This is a genomic window from Streptomyces sp. NPDC005435 (assembly GCF_040703155.1).
GTDB lineage: Bacteria > Actinomycetota > Actinomycetes > Streptomycetales > Streptomycetaceae > Streptomyces.
Window position 1 is genome coordinate 92,560 of the sequence record NZ_JBEXEQ010000021.1, and the last position, 20,778, is coordinate 113,337.

The 20,778-nt window shown below is 72.0% G+C and carries 15 protein-coding genes and 2 tRNA genes; 3 read left to right on the forward strand and 14 right to left on the reverse strand.

The features are described 5' to 3' along the window. Positions 1-62 precede the first annotated feature (62 nt). Positions 63-1,937: a translation elongation factor 4 gene (gene lepA, locus AB0898_RS25225; RefSeq protein ID WP_366805248.1), complete on the reverse strand. Its 1,875-nt coding sequence runs from the start codon at positions 1,935-1,937 to the stop codon at positions 63-65. 226 nt (positions 1,938-2,163) lie between these two features. On the opposite strand from lepA, the gene rpsT reads away from it, so the two are divergent. Then, positions 2,164-2,430, forward strand: a complete 267-nt coding sequence (rpsT, locus tag AB0898_RS25230) for a 30S ribosomal protein S20 (protein WP_161178162.1) — start codon at positions 2,164-2,166, stop codon at positions 2,428-2,430. Positions 2,431-2,657: 227 nt separating this feature from the next. Here the strand turns inward: rpsT and AB0898_RS25235 are convergent, their stop codons facing one another. The 9 genes from AB0898_RS25235 to leuS all read right to left on the reverse strand — a co-directional run bounded on the left by AB0898_RS25235 (position 2,658) and on the right by leuS (position 15,050). After that, positions 2,658-3,632, reverse strand: coding sequence for a CorA family divalent cation transporter (locus AB0898_RS25235; RefSeq protein ID WP_366805249.1), 975 nt, complete (start codon positions 3,630-3,632; stop codon positions 2,658-2,660). A gap of 554 nt (positions 3,633-4,186) precedes the next feature. Next, on the reverse strand, positions 4,187-5,176 hold the full coding sequence (gene holA, locus AB0898_RS25240) for a DNA polymerase III subunit delta (protein ID WP_366805250.1): 990 nt from the start codon (positions 5,174-5,176) through the stop codon (positions 4,187-4,189). Between the two features lie 143 nt (positions 5,177-5,319). Further along, positions 5,320-5,565 (reverse strand): hypothetical protein, encoded by a 246-nt coding sequence (locus AB0898_RS25245; RefSeq protein WP_161178987.1) that lies wholly within the window; start codon positions 5,563-5,565, stop codon positions 5,320-5,322. 72 nt (positions 5,566-5,637) lie between these two features. Then, entirely contained in the window at positions 5,638-6,519 is an 882-nt protein-coding gene (locus AB0898_RS25250; RefSeq protein ID WP_366805253.1) for a YceI family protein, read from the reverse strand. Between the two features lie 149 nt (positions 6,520-6,668). Next, positions 6,669-9,185, reverse strand: a complete 2,517-nt coding sequence (locus AB0898_RS25255) for a ComEC/Rec2 family competence protein (RefSeq protein ID WP_366805255.1) — start codon at positions 9,183-9,185, stop codon at positions 6,669-6,671. Then, entirely contained in the window at positions 9,182-10,171 is a 990-nt protein-coding gene (locus AB0898_RS25260) for a ComEA family DNA-binding protein (protein ID WP_366805256.1), read from the reverse strand. Before AB0898_RS25260 ends, AB0898_RS25255 begins: the two co-directional genes overlap by 4 nt. A 144-nt stretch (positions 10,172-10,315) precedes the next feature. After that, positions 10,316-11,161 carry a DegV family protein gene (locus AB0898_RS25265; RefSeq protein WP_366805257.1) on the reverse strand — a complete coding sequence of 282 codons (846 nt, stop codon included), beginning with the start codon at positions 11,159-11,161 and terminating at the stop codon, positions 10,316-10,318. 81 nt (positions 11,162-11,242) lie between these two features. Next, the gene (locus AB0898_RS25270; protein WP_366805258.1) at positions 11,243-11,959 is read right to left on the reverse strand and encodes a hypothetical protein; all 717 of its coding nucleotides are present in this window, start codon (positions 11,957-11,959) and stop codon (positions 11,243-11,245) included. A gap of 202 nt (positions 11,960-12,161) precedes the next feature. Beyond that, the gene (gene leuS / locus AB0898_RS25275; protein WP_366805259.1) at positions 12,162-15,050 is read right to left on the reverse strand and encodes a leucine--tRNA ligase; all 2,889 of its coding nucleotides are present in this window, start codon (positions 15,048-15,050) and stop codon (positions 12,162-12,164) included. Positions 15,051-15,451: 401 nt separating this feature from the next. Here leuS and AB0898_RS25280 point away from each other — a divergent pair, with 401 nt between their 5' ends. Both AB0898_RS25280 and AB0898_RS25285 read left to right on the forward strand, forming a co-directional pair. Beyond that, the gene (locus AB0898_RS25280; protein WP_366805260.1) at positions 15,452-16,696 is read left to right on the forward strand and encodes a cytochrome b/b6 domain-containing protein; all 1,245 of its coding nucleotides are present in this window, start codon (positions 15,452-15,454) and stop codon (positions 16,694-16,696) included. After that, positions 16,693-18,306, forward strand: coding sequence for an NADH-ubiquinone oxidoreductase-F iron-sulfur binding region domain-containing protein (locus tag AB0898_RS25285; protein ID WP_366805261.1), 1,614 nt, complete (start codon positions 16,693-16,695; stop codon positions 18,304-18,306). The genes AB0898_RS25280 and AB0898_RS25285 overlap by 4 nt, the downstream gene beginning before the upstream one ends. Positions 18,307-18,451: 145 nt before the next feature. Here the strand turns inward: AB0898_RS25285 and AB0898_RS25290 are convergent. The 4 genes from AB0898_RS25290 to AB0898_RS25305 form a co-directional block, all read right to left on the reverse strand. Next, positions 18,452-18,524, reverse strand: a tRNA-Ala gene (locus AB0898_RS25290). Between the two features lie 55 nt (positions 18,525-18,579). Then, positions 18,580-18,652: transfer RNA gene (locus AB0898_RS25295), tRNA-Ala, on the reverse strand. Between the two features lie 125 nt (positions 18,653-18,777). Then, complete coding sequence (locus AB0898_RS25300) at positions 18,778-19,011, reverse strand: hypothetical protein (protein ID WP_006136074.1); 234 nt, start codon at positions 19,009-19,011, stop codon at positions 18,778-18,780. A 247-nt stretch (positions 19,012-19,258) separates the two neighbouring features. Further along, on the reverse strand, positions 19,259-20,749 hold the full coding sequence (locus tag AB0898_RS25305) for an MFS transporter (RefSeq protein WP_407078400.1): 1,491 nt from the start codon (positions 20,747-20,749) through the stop codon (positions 19,259-19,261). Positions 20,750-20,778 lie beyond the last annotated feature (29 nt).

Here is a 20,778-nt window from a genome sequence, read left to right on the forward strand (position 1 = left end):
CACTTGTGTGCGACGAGCCCCTTGTGCCCGGAATTGCGTGTACGGCCCGGCGCCGCGCGCGGTTACTTCTTGGCCTTGCCCGACGCCGCGTTGTCGTCGCTGGAGAGCACCGCGATGAAGGCCTCCTGCGGAACCTCCACGGAACCCACCATCTTCATCCGCTTCTTGCCTTCCTTCTGCTTCTCCAGCAGCTTCCGCTTACGGGAGATGTCACCGCCGTAGCACTTGGCGAGGACGTCCTTGCGGATGGCGCGGATGGTCTCGCGGGCGATGACCCGCGAGCCGATGGCGGCCTGGATCGGCACCTCGAAGGCCTGCCGGGGGATCAGCTCGCGCAGCTTGGCGACGAGCCGCACGCCGTACGCGTACGCGGCGTCCTTGTGGGTGATCGCCGAGAAGGCGTCGACCTTGTCGCCGTGCAGGAGGATGTCGACCTTGACCAGGCTGGAGGTCTGCTCGCCCGTGGGCTCGTAGTCCAGCGAGGCGTAGCCGCGGGTCTTGGACTTCAGCTGGTCGAAGAAGTCGAAGACGATCTCCGCGAGCGGCAGCGTGTACCGGATCTCGACGCGGTCCTCGGAGAGGTAGTCCATGCCGAGGAGGGTGCCGCGCCGGGTCTGGCACAGCTCCATGATCGAGCCGATGAACTCGGTGGGCGCGAGGATCGTGGCGCGCACGACCGGCTCGTACACCTCGTTGATCTTCCCCTCGGGGAACTCGCTCGGGTTGGTGACCGTGTGCTCGCTGCCGTCCTCCATGACCACGCGGTAGACCACGTTGGGGGCGGTGGCGATCAGGTCGAGACCGAACTCGCGCTCCAGGCGCTCCCGGATCACGTCCAGGTGCAGCAGGCCGAGGAAGCCGACGCGGAAACCGAAGCCGAGGGCGGCGGAGGTCTCCGGCTCGTACACCAGAGCGGCGTCGTTGAGCTGGAGCTTGTCCAGGGCCTCGCGCAGCTCCGGGTAGTCCGAGCCGTCCAGCGGGTACAGGCCCGAGAACACCATCGGCTTCGGGTCCTTGTAGCCGCCGAGGGCCTCGGTCGCGCCCTTGGCCTGGCTGGTGACGGTGTCACCGACCTTGGACTGGCGGACGTCCTTCACACCGGTGATCAGATAGCCCACCTCGCCGACGCCCAGGCCGTCGGCCGGGAGCATCTCGGGCGAGTTGGTGCCGATCTCCAGCAGCTCGTGGGTCGCGCCGGTCGACATCATCTTGATGCGCTCGCGCTTGTTGAGCTGGCCGTCGATGACACGGACGTACGTCACGACACCGCGGTAGGAGTCGTAGACCGAGTCGAAGATCATCGCGCGGGCCGGGGCGTCCTTGACGCCGACCGGGGCCGGGATCTCCTTGACGACCTTGTCCAGCAGCGCGTCGACGCCGAGGCCGGTCTTCGCGGAGACCTTGAGCACGTCCGCCGGGTCGCAGCCGATCAGGTTCGCCAGCTCCTCGGCGAACTTCTCCGGCTGCGCGGCCGGCAGGTCGATCTTGTTCAGCACGGGGATGATCGTGAGGTCGTTCTCCATCGCCAGGTAGAGGTTGGCGAGGGTCTGCGCCTCGATGCCCTGGGCGGCGTCGACGAGGAGGACGGTCCCCTCGCAGGCGGCCAGCGACCGCGAGACCTCATAGGTGAAGTCGACGTGCCCCGGGGTGTCGATCATGTTGAGGATGTGCGTCGTGCCCTGGTCGGGGCCCTGGGTCGGGGCCCAGGGCAGACGCACCGCCTGGGACTTGATCGTGATGCCGCGCTCGCGCTCGATGTCCATCCGGTCGAGGTACTGAGCACGCATCTGCCGCTGCTCGACCACACCAGTGAGCTGGAGCATCCGGTCGGCGAGCGTGGACTTGCCGTGGTCGATGTGCGCGATGATGCAGAAGTTGCGGATCAGAGCCGGGTCGGTACGGCTCGGCTCGGGCACATGCTTAGGGGTCGCGGGCACGCAGGGTCCTGTCTCTTGAGGCGCCTTATGCCTCGGGTCGGATCGATACGTAGTCTCCATGGTCCCACGGGGAGCGACCGGGGGCCGTTTTGGGCCGACGAGACGGCCACTGGTACTGTTGATGGCTGTGCCTCATGCCCTCTCAGCGCGAGGCACGTACTGAAATCCTTGGATCACCGGTCCGGGGCCCGAGCGGTCCCGTACCTGAACCTGAAAAGGCTCCTTCGTGGCGAACATCAAGTCCCAGATCAAGCGGATCAAGACCAACGAGAAGGCGCGCCTGCGCAACAAGGCCGTCAAGTCCTCCCTGAAGACCGCGATCCGCAAGGCCCGTGAGGCCGCTGCCGCGGGTGACGTCGAGAAGGCCACCGAGTACCAGCGCGCTGCCGCGCGTCAGCTCGACAAGGCCGTCTCGAAGGGCGTCATCCACAAGAACCAGGCCGCCAACAAGAAGTCGGCGCTGGCCGCCAAGGTCACCGACCTCAAGGGCTGAGTTCTCACCTGATCTGAACGCCGGCGGGACCCAGGGCGGGCCCTCTCTCATCCGCCCCCGGCCGGCTCCCGAACTCGCACGCGGCCTGCGTTCGCCACGCGGGTGCGAGTTCAGATTCTTCAACCGCAGACCCCGTCCGACCCCTTCCCCAAGGGCGCCGGGCGGGGTCTTCGGCGTACCCGGGCCTTCGGCATACGGGGGCACCGGCCCTGCCGGCCGGCGGCCGCTCAGTCGCCCTCGCGCAGCCTGCGCCAGATCCTGGTGCGGTGCAGCACGTAGAAGGAGAGCAGCAGGACCAGCACCTGCAGCCCGATGGCGAACAGCCAGAACTCGTCCCTGCTCTCCAGCTTGTCCGTCAGAAACGTGAAGTTCATGCCGAAGAACCCCGTCAGGAACGACAGCGGCAGGAACACCACCGACACGATGGCCAGCCGGTTGATCACGCCGTTCTGCTCACCCGCCACCAGCGACGAATAACTGGCGAACGCCCTGCGCGTGGCCTCCTGCAACGACTCCATGTCCGCGAGCACCAGCCTCCCGCTGGTCTGGAACTCCCGGGCGAGCCGCTGCCGCTGCTCGGGGAAGCTCGGGCTCATCATCCGCCGGGTGAGTATCTCGTCGGTCAGCTCCAGGAACGGCCGCAGGTAGTGGTGCAGGAGGGCCGAACGGCGCCGCAGCTGCGCCAGCCGCCGCACCTGCTCCGGAAGCCGCTCCTCGAACATGTCGTCCTCCAGCTCCTCGGTCTCCAGCAGCGCCTCCACCGCCGCCCGGCGGAAGGTGCCCAGGGCCTCCCCGAGCAGGAGGAAGAGCACCGCCACGGCGTCGGTGGGCCGCTCGTGCGTCAACGCCCTGCCCATGGGCACCGCCAGACCGGCCTGCCCCCGGTGCACGGTGGCCAGGAAGCGTTCGGTCACCAGCACATGGAGCAGGGCGATCCGCTCACCGTGCACCACGGGGACGACGAGCCCGGCCCTGTCCCCCAGATACTCGGCCCGCGGCGGCTCGTCCGCCCTCCCGAACCAGTCCAGCCCCTCGGCGTCCAGGCCCAGCTGCTCGGCCACCGACCACTCCTCCGGCCCCTCCTCCGCCGGCAGCTCGATGTCGACAAGCACGAACCGGTCCCTCGCCAGCCTCTCCCGCGCCTCCGCGACATCCGCACGCGTGACCGCCGCCTCCGGCATCGACACCACCGTTACGATCATCGCCCCTCGCCGTCCGCACCGGATGCTGCGAGTTCCAGCCTGGCGCCCGGGCCGGTGCTTCCGCACGTGGGGACACTCGTGCGGGTTGCGGGTCGGGGCGAACGGGCGAGGGGCCCGGGACGGCCGGGGGCGGCGGTTAGGCGTACGGCTGGGGAGGGGGGCCGGGGGCGGTGTCCAGGCGGCCCGGGGGCGGTGTCTAGTGGCGGGGGGTTGGGGTGCCGGGCGGGGCGGGCGCTGGTGCCGGGGGGTGGTGCGTGTGCTGGTGCTGGTGGCCGGCGGTGCGTGTGCTGATGGCCGGTGGTGCGTGTGCTGGTGGCCGGTGGCCGGTGGTGCGTGCGACATGGACGGTGCGGGCGTGGACTTGGACGGGGGCCGGTGCCGGGCGGTGAGGCCCGGGCGCCGGGTGTGCGGGGCGCGGGCCCGCACGAGGCAGGCTTCCGTGCCCAGCGATGCGGACGCGGCTCGGGCCCGAGGGACGCGAGTCGAGCCGAGGGGCGCGGCTCGGACCGGGCGGTCGAGGCTCGACGCGTGCACCCCCCGGCCAGGGGCGACCGTTAGGACCGGCCCCTGGAGCGGGCCGCTCGGGCGATGATGACGACCGCCTTTTCCAGGGCGTACTCCGGGTCGTCGCCGCCGCCCTTTACTCCCGCGTCGGCCTCGGCCACCGCGCGCAGGGCCTCGGCGACGCCGTCCGGGGTCCAGCCGCGCATCTGCTGCCGGACGCGGTCGATCTTCCAGGGGGGCATCCCCAGTTCGCGGGCGAGGTCGGCGGGACGGCCGCCGCGTGCCGAGGACAGCTTGCCGATCGCCCGCACGCCCTGGGCGAGCGCGCTGGTGATCATCACCGGGGCCACTCCGGTGGACAGCGACCACCGCAGCGCCTCCAGCGCCTCGGCGGTCCGGCCCTCGACCGCCTTGTCGGCGACGGTGAAGCTCGACGCCTCCGCGCGGCCGGTGTAGTACCGCCCGACGACCGCCTCGTCGATCGTGCCCTCGACATCGGCCACGAGCTGGGTCACCGCGGAGGCCAGCTCACGCAGATCGCTGCCGATCGCGTCCACGAGCGCCTGACACGCCTCCGGCGTGGCCGACCGCCCGAGCCCCCTGAACTCCCCTCTCACGAACGCCAGCCGGTCGGCCGGCTTGGTCATCTTCGGACAGGCCACCTCCCGCGCGCCCGCCTTGCGCGCGGCGTCGAGCAGCCCCTTGCCCTTGGCTCCGCCCGCGTGCAGGAGTACGAGGGTGATCTCCTCCGCGGGCGAGCCGAGGTATGCCTTCACGTCCTTGACCGTGTCGGCGGACAAGTCCTGCGCGTTGCGTACGACCACGACTTTGCGCTCGGAGAAGAGCGAGGGGCTGGTCAGCTCGGCGAGGGTGCCGGGCTGCAGCTGGTCCGGGGTGAGGTCGCGTACGTCCGTGTCGGCGTCGGAGGCCCTGGCGGCGGCCACCACCTCCCGCACGGCACGGTCGAGCAGGAGGTCCTCCTGGCCCACGGCGAGAGTCACCGGGGCGAGAGGGTCGTCATTCGCAGTCTTTCTTGCCATCGCTCAAAGCATCCCACGCGCCACCGACAACGAACCGGCCCGCACACCCTGACCGGCCCCCGAACCGACCCCGAGACGGTCTCGGGGTCACGCCCGGGGCGTGCTCGGGGTTCCCGCGCGGGTACGGCCGGGGCGGGCCGGCATCACGGCTCCTCGCGCCAGCCGTCCCACTCGCCCGCGAAGGCGTCCAGCTCGGCGGGGTCCAGGCGGCCTGCCTCGTCCCGCAGGACCACCAGCCACTGGGCGTCCTCGGCGTCGTCCTCGCCCGCCAGGGCGTCCCGTACGAGCCGGGGCTCCTCGTCGATCCCGAACCGCTCCCCCAGCGCCTCGGCCGCCTCCTCGGCGGCATCCCGGTCGGGCAGCACCAGCACGTGTCTCACATCGCTCACCGGGACATTCTCCGGCACGCCCCGGGAGGCCGGAGGCGGCACCCCCGGCTCCTCACGACCCTCCGCAGCACCTCAGACCTTCGGGACGATCTGTATGTCCAGGTCCACGCGGATGCTCCGGCCGACCACCGCGATGCCGCGGGCCAGCATGGTCTGCCAGCTGATGGTGTAGTCGTCGCGGTGGAGTTCGGTGGTGGCACGGCAGGCGGCGCGGGGTTCGCCTTCCATGCCGTTGCCGAGGCCGAGGTATTCGGCGTCGAGGGTGACCGTCCGTGTCACACCGTGCAGGGAGAGCGCGCCGGTGACGGCCCAGCGGTTGCCGCCGCGGTGGGTGAAGCGCTCGCTGTAGAACTCCAGCGTCGGGTACCGCTGCACATCCAGGAAGTCCGGGGAGCGCAGATGGTCGTCACGCATGCGGACGCCGGTGTCGATGGCCGCGGCGTCGATCACCACGTGCATCGCGGAGTTCTCCATGCGGTCGGCGATGCGTACGGCGCCCGCGAAGGAGTTGAACCGCCCGTGGACCCGGGCCAGTCCGATGTGCCGCGCGGTGAAGGCGATGGAGGAGTGCGCGGGGTCGATCTCCCAGTCGCCGCGGGCCGGGGGCTCCGGGGGCTGCGCGACCTGGAGAGTCACATCGCCCAGGGAGGCGAGGGAGTTCTGGCCGACCATCGCTGTCGCGCGATAGGGCGCGTACCCCTCGGCCGCGACCGCGAGCCGGTACTCCCCCGCCGGGACCGTGGCCATGAACAGGCCGTAGGGATCGGTGCCGCCGCTGACCACCTTGCGGCCCACGCTGTCGATGACCGTCAAGTCCGCGTTGCCCACAGGCTCGTAGACCGGATCGAGCACCCGGCAGCTCAGCACACCGGCGTCCGGGGGCGTGCGGACTCCCGCCAGGGGACTCGTCCGGTGGAACCGGTTCGTTCGTTTTTCCAGCCACCGGCCGAACATGTACGACACCTCTTGTGCGCCTCGACATCATATGTTGCCGAAGATTCATTCGATCACCTGATGCGGCTTTCGGGCAACACGGGCCCACATCAAGGCAATCCGGCCCATGCGCCGGACTCGACCGAATTGGTGGTTACGGGGCCCTCCGGTCAGCCCTTCGCCGCCTGGAGCGGCCCGTCCGCCCCGCCGCCTCCGGTGACCGCCAGCGCGCCGTCCCGGTCCGTGCGCAGCACCACCGCTCCGCCCGCGCGCAGCGCGGCCACCGTGGACGGTGCCGGATGCCCATAGGGATTGTCGGCACCACAGGACACGAGGGCGAGCCGTGGGGACGCCAGGCGTATCAGGTCGGGGTCCTGGTAGGCGGAGCCGTGGTGGGCGACCTTCAGTACGTCCACGCGCGCCAGGCCGGCCGCCTCCGGTGACAGCAGCAACTCCCGTTGCGCGGGCGGTTCGAGGTCGCCCAGCAGCAGGAGCCGCAGCCCGCCGGTCCGTACGAGCACGGCGACGCTCGCGTCGTTCGGCCCGCCCGGGTCCGGCGCGGGGCCCGCCGGGGGCCACAACACCCGCCAGGCGAGCGGTCCGACGCGGCGTTCCTCTCCCGCCACGGCGCGGGTGACGGGGATGTGCCGTGCGGCGGCCTCCCGGCGCACGGCCTCGGCCTGGTCCGGCGGTTCCGCGAAGCCGGTGGTCTCGATGGCGGCCACCGAGCGGCCGCGCAGCACTCCGGGGAGGCCCGCGACATGGTCGGCGTGGAAGTGCGTGAGGATCACCAGGGGGACGCGGGTGATGCCCAGCTCACGCAGGCAGTGGTCGACCGGCGCCGGTTCGGGTCCGGCGTCCACGACCACCCCGGCGCCCGGGCCCGCCGCGAGGACGGTGGCGTCGCCCTGCCCGACGTCGCACATGGCGTACCGCCAGCCCGGCGGCGGCCAGCCCGTGACCACCCGGGTGAGCGGAACGGGCCGCACCACCGCGAGCAGCAGGACCACGCCGAGCGCCCCGCACCACCACGGGTGCCGGACCAGTCGCCGCCCGGCGAGCACGAGGACCACCGTGACGACGGCCAGCAGGAGCGCCCCCGCCCAGCTTCCCGGCCAGTCCACTCCGGCACCGGGCAGCGCCGCCCCGGTCCTGGCCACCCCGGCGATCCATCCGGCGGGCCACCCCGCGCACCAGGCAAGGGCCTTGGCGGCGGGCATGGCCACCGGGGCGGCCGCGAGCGCGGCGAACCCCAGCACCGTTGCCGGGGCGACGGCCACCTCGGCGAGCAGGTTGCACGGCACCGCCACCAGGCTCACCCGCGCGGACAGCACCGCGACCACCGGCGCGCACACGGCCTGGGCGGCGGCAGCGGCGGCCAGTGCCTCGGCCAGGCGGGCGGGAACCCGGCGCCGGCGCAGCGCCTCGCTCCAGCGCGGCGCGAGAAGCAGCAGCGCGCCGGTCGCCAGCACGGAAAGCAGGAAGCCGTAACTCCGGGACAGCCACGGGTCGTAGAGGACCAGCAGCAGGACCGTCGCGGCCAGGGCGGGGACCAGGGATCTGCGGCGGCCGGTGGCCAGCGCCAGCAGGGCGACCGCACCGCAGGCCGCCGCCCGCAGCACGCTCGGATCGGGGCGGCAGACGATCACGAAGCCCAGGGTCAGGGCCGCCGCGAGGAGCGCGGTGGTCCGCAGCGAGAGGCCGAGGCGCGGGGCGAGTCCGCGCCGTTCGGCGCGCTGGGCCAGGGCGGGTGGTCCGATGAGCAGGGCGAGCAGGATCGTGAGGTTGCTGCCGGAGACGGCGAGCGTGTGCGCGAGGTCGGTCTCCTTGAACGCCTCGTCCAGCTCAGGGGTGATCCGTGAGGTGTCCCCGACGACCAGCCCGGGCAGCAGGGCCCGCGCGTCCGGCGGCAGTTCCTCGGTCGCCTCGCGCAGCCCGGCCCTGAGCCCGCCCGCCAGCCGCTGGGGCCCGCTCGGGCCCCGTACGACCCGGGGCGCCGGCCAGTCGCGCACCCGCAGCACGGCGGCGCTCCGGTCGCCGTCCGTATCGGCCGGTGCCAGCCGGCCGCCCACCCGCAGCCGGGTGGAGGGCAGCAGGGCGAGCCACGGCGGCCGGCCCCGCTCCCCCGTGACGCCGGTCGGCGGCGGGACCTTCGCGTCGACGATCAGCAGCACCGGACTCCGGGTACGCACCCGCGCTCCGGCCCCGTCCTCCTCCGTCACCTCCCGTACCTCGGCCCTGGCCAGCACCGCCACCGGTGCCGCGTGGTCGCCCCGTACCCGGGGCCTGCTCAGCCAGGGGTCGCCCGTCAGCTCGACTTCGACACCGACCGTCGCGAACCGCCGGGCCGCCTCGGGCACCGGTCCGCGCCGTACGTCCTCGCCGTGCAGCCCAGCCGAGACGGCCGCCGCCGCGGTGCACAGCAGCACGGCCGCGACCGGTGCCCGGGGCCAGGCGAACCGTCCTCCCGGCGGACGCCGGACCAACAGCAGCCCGGCGACCAGGCAGCCACCCGCCACTCCGAGGCTCCACCCCAGCGGGGCCACGACGAGCAGCGCGGCGGCGGCCCAGGCCGCGAGGGCGGGCGGGACGAGCCGCAGGTCCGCCGGGCCTGTCTCCGGGGGCTCCCGGCCGGTGGACCTCTCGCCGGAGGCGGCCTCGGCGGCATCGCCGCGTACCGCGCTCATGGCCGCACCAGCGGCTTCAGATCCGAGAACCGGCTGTTCCCGATGCCGTTGACCTGCTTCAGCTCCTCCACCGCGCGGAATCCGCCGTGCCGGGTGCGGTAGTCGAGGATGTGCTGGGCGAGGACCGGACCGACTCCGGGGAGGGTGTCGAGCTGATCGGCGGTCGCGGTGTTGAGGGAGACCGGGGAGACGGGACCGCCGGCTCCCGTACCGCCGCCGGGTCCCGGCGGAGCGGCCGGAGCCACGGTCGAGCCCACGAGGATCTGTTCCCCGTCCACCAGGAAGCGCGCCCTGTTGAGCCCCTCGGCGCTCACCCCCGGCCGCATCCCGCCGGCCGCCTTCAACGCGTCGGCCACCCGTGAACCGGCGGGCAGCTCCCGGATCCCCGGTTCCCGCACCTTGCCGCCGACGTCCACCACGATCTGACCGCCCGGCGGCGCCGAACCGCCCACGGAGACGGGGAATTTCGCACCGGACGGCTCCTCCGGCCCCGCATGCGGTTTCTTCGCGTGCACCACCTCGGGCGCGCTCACCGTCTGCGTGCGCCCGCTCCAGAAGTGCTGCGCCGCGAGCGCGGCGGCGACCAGGAGCACCACGGCGAGCGCGATCACGCCCCGCCGTTCGACCCCGCACCGGGTCTGGATCCACAGCGGCATCCGCTCCCGCAGGGCGAGCCCGGTCCGCTCTCGCCAGTCGGGACCGGGAGGCGGCGGCTCGGGTTCCTCCAACGGGGCACGTACATAGCGGGCTTGGTACCGGGGCCGGTCGCCTCCCGGTGGGGCGTTGCCCGACTCCCGCCATTCCGCGGGTGGTTCATTGAAGAGAAGGCCCGCGCGGCGGCGCAGCTCGTCCGCCGGTACGGGTGAGCGGTGCCGGGCACGGCCGTTCTGCGGCGGACGGCGGTGCCGGGTGCGGCCGTCGGAGTCGGGACCCCGGCCCGGACCGCTGGTGGGGACGGCTGTACGCGTATCTGATCGAAGTGCCATGCGACGAGGATCGGGCATTCCGCCGACACGCGATGATCTTGGTCGATTTCCGTGGAACGGGACCCGGTTGTGGATAACTCCGCCACTCCTACGAGTGACCACAGCCCCTCAACAGCCCCTCGCGGCAGCCCCCGCAGGAGCCCCTCACCGAGGCGAGACCACAACCCCCAGCAGCCCGGGCCCCGTGTGCGCCCCGATCACCGCCCCGACCTCGCTCACATGCATCTCGCTCAGCCCGGGCACCCGCTCCCGCAGCCGCTCTCCCAGCGCTGCGGCCCGCTCGGGCGCGGCGAGATGGTGGACGGCGATGTCCACCTCTCCGCTGCCCGCCCGTTCCACGACGATCTCCTCAAGCCGGGCGATCGCCTTGGAGGCCGTGCGGACCTTCTCCAGGAGTTCGATGCGGCCGCCGGCGAGCTGGAGCAGGGGTTTGACGGCGAGCGCGGAGCCGAGCAGGGCCTGTGCGGTGCCGATGCGGCCGCCCCGGCGCAGATAGTCGAGGGTGTCCACGTAGAAGTGGGCGGAGGTGGTCGCCGCGCGTTTCTCGGCGGCGGCCACGGCCTCGTCCATCGTGCCGCCCGCCTCCGCGGTTCCGGCCGCCGCGAGCGCGCAGAAACCGAGCGCCATGGCGACCATCTGCGTGTCCACGACCCGTACCGGCACGGGCGCCTGACGGGCCGCCAGGACGGCCGCGTCATAGGTGCCGGACAGCTCGGCGGACAGGTGGAGGGAGACGATGCCGCTCGCGCCGGAGGCGGCGACCTCGCGGTAGACCGCGGCGAACTCCTCGGGGCTGGGCCGGGAGGTGGTGACCGGGCGCCGTTTCTGGAGCGCCTGGGCGAGGGAGCGGGTGGAGATCTCGGTGCCCTCTTCGAGTGCCCGGTCGCCGAGGACCACGGTCAGCGGCACCGCTGTGATGCCGTGGCGCTCCATCGCTCCCGGCGGCAGGTAGGCCGTTGAATCGGTGACGATCGCGACATGGCGGGACATGAGCTGGAGGTTACCTGGCGTAGGAGGGGTGTGGCAGCCCGCCCCCGGCCGGTGGAGGCGGGACGGACCGAGGGGGCGGGATCAGGCGGTGGTCTCGGGGCGCGGCTTGCGCTGCCAGGGGTGGACGGGGGGCGGTCCCGGCGGGGTGATCGCCTGCGGTGGGACCGGCTCCGGGTGGTCGGCACCGGCTGCCGGGGGCCAGTCGGCGCCCGCCGGGGCCTCGGGCCAGGAGGCGGCCGTGCCGTCGGTTCCGGTCCGGGTCCAGTGGCGCAGGGCGCCGGTCTCGATGTCGATCTGGGCGCTGAGCGAGTCCAGGTCGTCGTCGGCGAAGCGGCCCGCGCGGTCGCGGACGGCCCAGCGCAGGGAGTCGGCGGAGGCGGTGATGCGCTCGGTGCGGGTGCGCAGCTCGGGCAGCCGGGCGGCGAGCGTGGAGCGGTCCGGCTCGGACTCCAGCCGCCGCAGGACCGCGTCCAGTTCCTGCCCGTGCGAGCTCAGCCGCTCGAAGAGGCCGAGGGACTCCTTCAGCGACTCGTCCTGGACGACGCCCGAATGCAGCGCGTCCTGGGTGGCGCGCATCGAGGTGCGCAGGGTGAGCCGGAGCTGGGCGATCTCGCCGGCCGGGCCGGGACGGCCGTAGGACTTGGCACGCAGGGTGTGGTCCTCGACCGTGCGGCGGGCCTGGGCGACCGTGCGGTCCACGGTGCGCTTGGCGGCGCCGACCACCTTGACCGTGGCGTAGACGCCGAGGCCGAGGCAGAGCAGGAAGAGCAGGGCGACCACGGTGAGCACGGTTTCCATGACGCTCCTCCTCGACCCCTGGGCGGCACGCACCGCCTCGCTCTTTACGGTAAACGCAACGGGCAGGCCCGGGGTTCCGTCCGAACCCCGAACCTGCCCGTAGGGGATCACCCCGACGTCCGGTTTCCCCGGGCGCGGCACCGCCCGGCCGCCGGACGGCACGCGCCCGGCGGCCGGTGTCCCGCCGATGTCCCGGTGTGCGTCAGCCGGTCACGATGTTAACCAGCTTGGGCGCCCGCACGATCACCTTGCGGATGACCGCGCCGTCCAGGGCCGCGACGACCTTCTCGTCGGCCAGCGCGGCCTTCTCCAGCTCCTCGTCGGAGATGGCCGGGGACACCTCCAGGCGGGCCTTGACCTTGCCCTTGATCTGCACGACGCAGGTGACGGTCTCGTCCACCACGTACCGCGGGTCGGCCATGGGGAAGTCCTGGTGGACGACCGAGTCGGTGCGGCCCAGCTTGCGCCACAGCTCCTCGGCGATGTGCGGAGCCAGCGGCGCGACCAGCAGGACCAGCGACTCGGCGACGGTGCGCGGCAGCGCGGCGCCGGACTTGGTCAGGTGGTTGTTCAGCTCGGTGAGCTTGGCGATCGCCGTGTTGAAGCGCAGTCCCTCCAGGTCCTGGCGCACGCCGTCGATCGCCTTGTGCAGGGCACGCAGCGTGTCCTCGTCGGGCTCGGCGTCGGTGACGGTGATCTCGCCGGTGTTCTCGTCGACGATGTTGCGCCACAGCCGCTGCAGCAGCCGGAACTGGCCGACCACCGCGCGCGTGTCCCAGGGGCGGGAGACGTCCAGCGGGCCCATCGCCATCTCGTACAGGCGCAGGGTGTCGGCGCCGTACTCGGCGGCGATCTCGTCCGGGGTGACGGCGTTCTTCAGGGACTTGCCCATCTTGCCGAGCAGCCGGGAGACCTTCTCGCCCTCGTAGTAGAAGGCGCCGTCGCGCTCCTCGACCTCGGCGGCCGGGACGGCGATGCCCCGGCTGTCGCGGTAGACGTAGGCCTGGATCATGCCCTGGTTGAACAGCTTGTGGAACGGCTCGGCGGACGAGACGTGCCCCAGGTCGAAGAGGACCTTGGACCAGAAGCGGGCGTACAGCAGGTGCAGCACCGCGTGCTCGGCGCCGCCGACGTACAGGTCGACACCGCCGTGCGGCATGCCCTCGCGCGGACCCATCCAGTACTGCTCGGTCTCGGGGTCGACCATGGCCCGGTCGTTGCGCGGGTCCAGGTAGCGGAACTCGTACCAGCAGGAACCGGCCCAGTTGGGCATGGTGTTGGTCTCGCGGCGGTACTTGCGCGGACCGCGCCCGTCGCCCAGGTCCAGGGTGACGTTGACCCATTCCTCGTTGCGCGACAGCGGCGGCTCGGGCTGGGTGTCGGCGTCGTCGGCGTCGAAGGTGCGCGGGCTGTAGTCCTCGACCTCGGGCAGCTCCAGCGGCAGCATCGACTCGGGCAGCGCGTGGGCGACGCCGTCCTCGTCGTAGACGATCGGGAAGGGCTCGCCCCAGTAGCGCTGGCGGCTGAACAGCCAGTCGCGCAGGCGGAAGTTGACGGTGCCCTCGCCGATCCCCTCGGCGGCCAGCCACTCGATGATGCGGGCCTTGGCCTCGGGGACGGCCAGGCCGTCCAGGGTGACGCCGTCGCCCGCGGAGTTGACGAGCTTGGCCTCGTAGGAGGAGAACGCGTCGTCCCAGGCGGCGGTGTCGGTGCCGCGGCCGTCGGTCGGCTCGACCACGCAGCGGATGGGCAGCTCGAAGGCGCGGGCGAAGGCGAAGTCGCGCGTGTCGTGCGCGGGGACGGCCATGATGGCGCCGGTGCCATAGCCCATCAGCACGTAGTCGGCGATGAAGACCGGGACCTGCTCGCCGTTGACCGGGTTGGTGGCGAACACACCGGTGAAGACGCCGGTCTTGTCCTTGGCCTCGGCCTGGCGCTCCACGTCGGACTTGGCGGCGGCCTGCGCGCGGTAGGCGGCGACGGCCTCGGCCGGGGTGGCGTGCCCACCGGTCCACGCCTCGTGGGTGCCCTCGGGCCACGCCCCGGGGGTGAACTTCTCGACCAGGGGGTGCTCGGGGGCGAGCACCATGTACGTCGCGCCGAACAGGGTGTCGGGGCGGGTGGTGAAGACGGTGATGCGCTCGCCGTCGACGGGGAAGTCGACGCGGGCGCCCTCGCTGCGGCCGATCCAGTTGCGCTGCTGCAGCTTGATGGCCTCGGGCCAGTCCAGCGCGTCCAGGTCGGCCAGCAGACGGTCGGCGTAGGCGGTGATGCGCATGTTCCACTGGCGCAGCTTGGCCTTGAAGACCGGGTAGTTGCCGCGCTCGGAGCGGCCGTCGGCCGTGACCTCCTCGTTGGCCAGGACGGTGCCCAGGCCGGGGCACCAGTTGACCGGCGCGTCGGAGGCGTAGGCCAGCCGGAACTCGCTCAGCACGTCGGCGCGCTCGGTGGCGTTCAGCTCGCTCCACGCGCGCGTGTGGCCCGGTACGGGGCGCTCACCGGACTCGAAGAGGGCGATCAGCTCGGAGATCGGGCGGGCCTTGCCGGCCTGCTCGTCGTACCAGGAGTTGAAGATCTGCAGGAAGATCCACTGCGTCCACTTGTAGTACTCCGGGTCGATCGTGGCGAACGACCTGCGGTTGTCGTGGCCCAGGCCCAGCCGGCGCAGCTGGGCCTTCATGTTCTCCATGTTGGCCTCGGTGGACACGCGCGGGTGCGTGCCGGTCTGCACGGCGTACTGCTCGGCGGGCAGGCCGAAGGCGTCGAAGCCCAGGGTGTGCAGGACGTTGTGCCCGGTCATGCGCTGGAAGCGGGCGTAGACGTCGGTGGCGATGTAGCCCAGCGGGTGGCCGACGTGCAGGCCGGCGCCGGAGGGGTACGGGAACATGTCCATGATGAACTTCTTGGGCCGGGCGACCAGCTCGGGATCACCGCCCAGGGTGCCCTTGGGGTTCGGCGCGGCGTACGTGCCGTCCGCGTCCCAGAAGTCCTGCCAGCGTGCCTCGATCTCGGCTGCCATGGCGGCCGTGTAGCGGTGCGGCGCGGCCTCCGCCGACGCGGCAGCGGTGGCGGAGGGGTTCGTCTCGCTCATGATCCTCAAAGCTCCATCGATCGTCTCTGCCTGCGGAAACGAAAAATCCCCTCACACAGGAGGGGATGCCGCGCCGGCTCCGACCGTCCGGTTCGACCGGTGGTCGGCACTGTCAGCGCGGCTCGCTAAGCAGAAGGCGTACAGCACGCATGGCGCTAGGGTACCGCAGCCCTTGAGCAAGCCGCGACGCTCTTGCGTATGCCATGAAGACATGTCCGTACGGCCGCCAGATCTGAACCCGGGTCAAGGATTACTTCGCGTAACAGTCACTAAGGGACGGCACCCTCGTGGTTCCGTCCTTGGATAACAACGCAATAACTCAAACCTCGTACTGATCGGTATGGCTCCACTTAGAGTTCGGCAGCGGGACCGCCTTCCCGAAACTGCTCGGAGTTGCCCCCATGAACCCTCGTCGTAGTAACAGCTCGCTCCCCAAGCCAGGCCGCTCGGCCTATGGGGTGACGTCCGCTGTCGTCCTGCTGCTCATACCCGTGGTCGTGCTGGTCGGAGGCAGCCAGTTCCAAGAGTTCCTGAACTTCGGCGCGGGCGTGCTGTCCCTCGTCTCGCTCAGCTGCTCGGTGATCTGGGGCCTGGTCGCCCAGGACCGCATCCTGCTGAACATCCGGCAGCGGATCGTCGGCCAGGCCATCCACCGGACGACGGCGGTCGCCTCGATCGCGTTCCTGCTGCTGCACATCACCACCAAGATCGCGCTGGACCACACCGTGGTCATCGCCGCGCTCATCCCGTTCTCGCTCGGCTTCACCGGCAGCGGCGGGCTGATCGGCCTCGGCTCCCTGGCCGGACTGCTCATGATCTTCGTGGGCGTCACCGGCGCCCTGCGCAGCAACTTCGCCACCCCGGCCCCGGTCGCCGCCCGCTGGCGCGCGATGCACATGCTCGCCTACCCGGCATGGTGCGCGGCCCTGGTCCACGGCCTGTACGCGGGCCGCGCGGCCAAGCCGATCTTCACCATCCTCTACAGCCTCTCCCTGCTCGGCGTGATGGCCGCCCTGGCGCTGCGCGCCGCGCCGCGCCCGGTCAAGCGCAAGCTCTCCGACCGCGTCATGGCGATGCTCGGGAACTCGAACCGTCCCGGCATGGAGGAGCTGGAGGCCAGCCGCAACCGGGTCGCCGAGTCCGGCGTACGGGACCGCGAGCCCCGGCGCGGCGGCGGAGGCCCGGGCGCCGGCTCCGGTGGTCTGTACCAGTCTCCGGCCGCGGGTGCGGGAGGTGCCGGTTTCGCCGCCGCGTACCGCACGGCCGGCTCCCCGCAGCAGCCGTACCCGGGCGGCCGCCCGGACGCCCCCGACATGCGCCCCACGGAGGCCATGCCGCGCGTGAACGACCCCGCGGGCCCCAGCTGGCCGGTCCCGTCCCCGCCGCCCGTCGGCGAGGCCCCGCCGTCGGCCTACGACCCGCTCCAGGACACGGGATACACCATCCCCGTCTACGGCAATCCGGGCGCTCCGGGCGGCGGCGGAGGTGATGTGCGCAACACGGGTGAGACGAACGCCCGGTACGGCACGTACAACTCGTCCGAAACGTTCAACAGTGGTCCCGCCACCGAACCAACCCCCGGCGCCTCCTTCGACGCGCCGGGTTCGGGCGAACCTTGGAACATGCCTTCCGGAGGCTATAGGTGAACGAGGCCCTGCCCGACGTCCCCGAAGTCCGCGTGGTCGGGCTTCCCCAGCTCACGTCGGGCTTCGACCTTGTGGAGCGGCTCGACCTGCCCATGCATCTCAAGGTGCACGGGCCGCTCGACCCGCTCGGCGGCGAGCAGCTCGCGCAGCTCGCCGAGAGCATCAACCTCAAGGGCCGCGGCGGCGCGGGCTTCCCCTTCCACAAGAAACTCCGCTCGGTCGCCGAATCGGCGATCAAGAAGGGCGTACGGCCGGTCGTCGTCGTCAACGGCAGCGAGGACGAACCGGCCTGCCGCAAGGACACGGTGCTCATCAACCGTGCCCCGCACCTCATCCTGGACGGCGCCCTGCTGTGCGCCGAGGCCATGGGCGCGCGCACGCTGGTGATCGGCGTGACCCGTGAGTCCACCCAGCGCTCCATGGAGGCCGCGCTCGCCGAACGCGGCCTGAGCAACAGCCGCCGCTCCGCCCTGCGCGCCTGGGTGCAGCGCAACCCGGTGCGCATGGTCACCGGCGCCGCCGCCTCCCTCATCCGCTCGGTGGACGGCGGCCCGGCGATCCCGCCCGGCCGCAAGGTCAGCGCCTCGCAGAGCGGCGTCGGCGGCGCGCCCACGCTGCTGTCGAACGCGGAGACGTTCGCCCAGCTCGCCATCGCCGCCCGCATCGGTCCCGAGCGCTACGGCAACACCGGTCTGTACGACGAGCCGGGCACCGTCATGCTGACGGTCTCCGGCGCGGTCGCGCGCCCCATGGTCATCGAGGTGCCGACGGGTGTGCCGCTGCGCTACGTCCTCCAGCTGGCCGGTGCCCCGCCGGTCCCGCAGGGCGTGCTGACCGGCGGCTACCACGGCAAGTGGATCGACGCGGCGACCGTGAACGAGGCGATCGTCTCCCGCAACTCGCTGGACGCGGTGGGCGGCGCTCTCGGCGCGGGCGCGATTCTGCCGATCAGTCAGGAGACCTGTCCGCTGGGCGAGTCGCTGCGCGTGGCGCAGTGGCTGGCCGAGGAGAGCGCCGGCCAGTGCGGGCCCTGCTACCTCGGTCTGCCCGCCGCCGCGCGCGGCATGGAGGACATCATCAACGGCGGCGGGCCGGCCGCCCTGGAGGCGCTCAAGCAGGTCGCCAAGAGCGTGAAGCGGCGCGGGGCGTGCTCGCACCCGGACGGCTCCGCGATGTTCCTGGAGTCGACCATCAAGGCGTTCACGGACGACCTGGCCGCCCATGTCCTCGGCAATGGCTGCGGACGGCCCGTGGAGGGCGTTCTGCCGCTCTTCGAGGGCGGCAAGATGCCCACGGGCATCCCGGGCGGCGCGGAGCCCGAGGACGCCGGCGGCAGCCGTCAGAAGATCTACGTCGACTGGACGCTGTGCCGGGGCCACGGGCTGTGCGCGGACATCCTTCCGGAGGTCTTCGAGCTGGGCGCGGACGGCTTCCCGACCGTCGCCCAGGCCTCGGTGCCGCGGTACGCGGAGGCGAAGGCGCTGCGCGCGGTGCGGCGCTGCCCGGCGCTCGCGCTGCGGATCGAGGAGGACACCCGGGGCAAGGCCCCGTCGAAGAACCTGCCGGTGGTCTCGCAGGGACGCGGACGGCGCGCGCTGGGCGGCCGCTGAACGACACGTGGTCGCCGAACGGCGAAAGGCGGGCGCCCGGTTCGAGTGGCCCGCCTTTTGTCGTCTCGCGGCCCGTAAACGCCTCACGTCCCGGAAATGCACCGAGGGCGGACCATCCTTCCGGATGATCCGCCCTCGACTTCTGTGGAGCTAAGGAGAATTGAACTCCTGACCTCCTGCATGCCATGCAGGCGCTCTACCAACTGAGCTATAGCCCCTCGCGGCGCTCTTCCGGATTCCTCCGGAGGCGGCGCAAGCCTTCTTCGATTTTTGTGGAGCTAAGGAGAATTGAACTCCTGACCTCCTGCATGCCATGCAGGCGCTCTACCAACTGAGCTATAGCCCCTCGCGGTGCCCTTCCGGGTTCCCCCGGAGGCGTCGCCAACCTTACACGGTTCCCGACGGTGAGCACCAAATCGGTTTCCGGTATGACACCGTAAGGGAGCTTATGTCCGCTTCGCGGTGTCCGGTTCAGGCCGTCACAAAGGAGTAGAACCGCTTGAGCGTGCAGTGCTCTTCGAGGAGCCGGCCGTAGATCGGCTCGCCCTCCAGCTCACGGTAGGTCTCGATGGGGTCGCCTTTTATGATCAGCGCCCGGGCGCATTCCTCGCACCAGTACTGGTAGTCGGGGTTGATCGGTTCCATGTCGCGGACGATCGGCGTACCACTGCCGCACCAGTCGCACTTCCGCCTGTGTGCACCCATCGCTCAGCTCCAGCTGTGGCCGCAGGCCGTACACACGTAGGAGATCCCCCCGTTGTCACCGAGTACCTGTGCGACATGCGCGGAACCGCAGGAAGGGCAGCTGAGCCGGGTGGCCGTGTCCCGTATCCAGGCCGTCCCGAGGAGGTGGCCGACCTCCCCAAGGATGCTCGCAGGCATCGCCACTCCCTCCCGTGCGGGCCGCGTCCCCTTCCGGCCGTCTGATTCTGCCACGGCCGGGCCGATACGGTCAGCGACGCCTGAGTACCAGTCCGGACACGGCCGCCGGCACGGCTGCCGCGGCAAGCGCCCAGGCAGTCACCGAGAACGCCTCCGCCGATGTATACGCCCGCGGCACCCCGAGTGACTCAAGCCGGTTGAGGAAGAGCGTGCCGAAGGCGGCCACGCCGATCAGCTGTCCGAGCTGGTTGACCGTGGCCAGCAGTCCGCTCGCGTCCGCCGCGTCCTCGGGCCGCACGGTGGCCAGGGCGCCGGTGAAGGTCGGTCCGAAGGCGAGCGCCAGGCCCGCTCCCGCGCAGACGCAGCCCGCGTACAGCCCCGCTCCCCCGCTGTGCCCGCCGCGCAGCGCCAGGCCCACCCCGACGACGCCCGCGCCCGCGAGCAGGAACCCGGCCGGGGCGAGCGCGGGCCACCAGGAGCGGGGCAGGGCACGCCAGCCCAGGCCGACCGCGCCGAAGACGGCGGCGGTGGGCGCGAAGGTCAGCCCGGCCCGCAGCGCGCTGAAGCCGAGGCCGCCCTGGAAGTGCAGGGTGAGGGCGAACAGGAAACCGGCGTTGACGGACATCACCGCGAGGACCCGGAAGACGGCGAGCCCCATGCCGGGCATGCGCAGGACCCTCGGCGCGATCAGCGGGGCACCGCCGCGCCGGGCAAGGCGGGACTCGTAGCCGCAGAACAGCGCGAACAGCACGGCCGAGGCGGCCAGCGACAGCCAGGCCCACAGCGGCCAGCCCTCCCCCTGGCCGAGGACCAGCGGGACGGTCAGCAGCGACACGCTCGCGCCGAGCAGCACCAGTCCGGGCACGTCGAGGCCGCGGGCCGCCTCACGGCCGTCCGGGGCGCCCAGCGGAAGCACCTTGGCGCCCACGAGCAGCAGGACGGCGCCCACCGGCACGTTGACCAGGAACACCGGCCGCCATCCGGTGCCGAAGAGGTCGGCGGCCACCAGGACTCCGCCGGCGATCTGGCCGGCCGCCGCTCCGACGGCCAGGACCGCCGCGTAGGCGCCGAGGGCGCGGCCCCGGGCCTCGCCGGTGAAGGTCCGCTGGATCAGGCTCAGCACCTGCGGAATCATCAGCGCCGATCCGGCGCCCTGCACCAGCCGGAACACGATGAGCGCGGTCACGCCCGAGGCCAGGCCGCAGGCGGCCGAGGCGGCGGTGAACAGGGCGAGGCCCGCGAGGTGGACCCGGCCGTGGCCCAGCAGGTCGCCGAGCCGGGCGCCGGTGATCAGCAGCACGGCGTAGGTGATGGTGTAGCCCGCGATCACCAGCTGCAGATCGGAGCCCGAGGCCCGCAGTCCGGTGCCGATGGCGGGGGCCGCGACGTTCACGATGAACACGTCCAGGACGGCCATGAAACTGGCCGTGAGCAGGGCCGCGAGCAGCAGCCGGGGCCCGTTGTCAGTGCCCGGTGCTTCACTGTCCGTGGCGGGTGCTTCACTGTTCGCGAGGTCGGGGACAGGCGTGGTGCCGGGCCCGGTGTGTGGTGTCGTCGTCATGCCGCCGAGCCTGGCGGCGCGCCGGTACG